Genomic DNA, 742 nt, shown 5'->3' on the forward strand with positions numbered 1-742 from the left:
TTGACGGTAGATGATAAAGCGATTAATTGCCAATTATTAACAAAATTACTTTCCCCTTTAGGATTTGAGGTTAAACAAGCCAGTAATGGACAGGAAGCTATTAATATTTGGCAAGAATGGCAACCTCATTTAATATTTATGGATATGAGAATGCCTGTAATGGATGGTTATGAAGCTACTAAATATATTAAGTCAACTACTCAAGGTAATGCTACCGCGATTATTGCTTTAACTGCCAGTGTTTTAGAAGAAGAAAAAGCGATTACTTTATCAGCAGGATGTGATGATTTTATGAGAAAACCCTTTAAAGAATCTACAATTTTTGAAATCTTAACAAAGCATTTAGGAGTCAAATATATTTATGAAAATATGACAGATGGGAATAGTAAAATAGGAGAAACAATTCATGAATTACCCCAACTAACTACAGAACAATTTCAAATCATGCCCCAAGCATGGCTGCTCAGATTATATCAAGCAGTTCTCGAAGCAGATGAGCAGCAAATCGTGAGATTAATCTCAGAAATTCCCGAAACCGAAGCTGCTTTCCCTAAAAGTTTGACTAAACTGGTGCGTCAATTTCAATTTGAGCAAATTATTGATTTAATCGAACCTTTAACAATGGACAATTGACAATCGACAAGTGATAATTTTTATAAAGAATATTACTGATTACTTAATGATGACTAGCGATCGCGCCGATAAAACCCCAAAAACTCGACAAATTCCCCTAAGATTACTG

Annotated in this window: 1 protein-coding gene; it reads left to right on the forward strand. The window is 34.0% G+C overall.

The annotated features are described in order from the left end of the window. Window positions 1-633 (forward strand): response regulator (locus tag PL9631_RS25755; protein ID WP_156090724.1); only part of this gene is annotated, 633 nt, incomplete at its 5' end. Window positions 634-742 lie beyond the last annotated feature (109 nt).

Source organism: Planktothrix paucivesiculata PCC 9631 (genome assembly GCF_900009265.2).
GTDB lineage: Bacteria > Cyanobacteriota > Cyanobacteriia > Cyanobacteriales > Microcoleaceae > Planktothrix > Planktothrix paucivesiculata.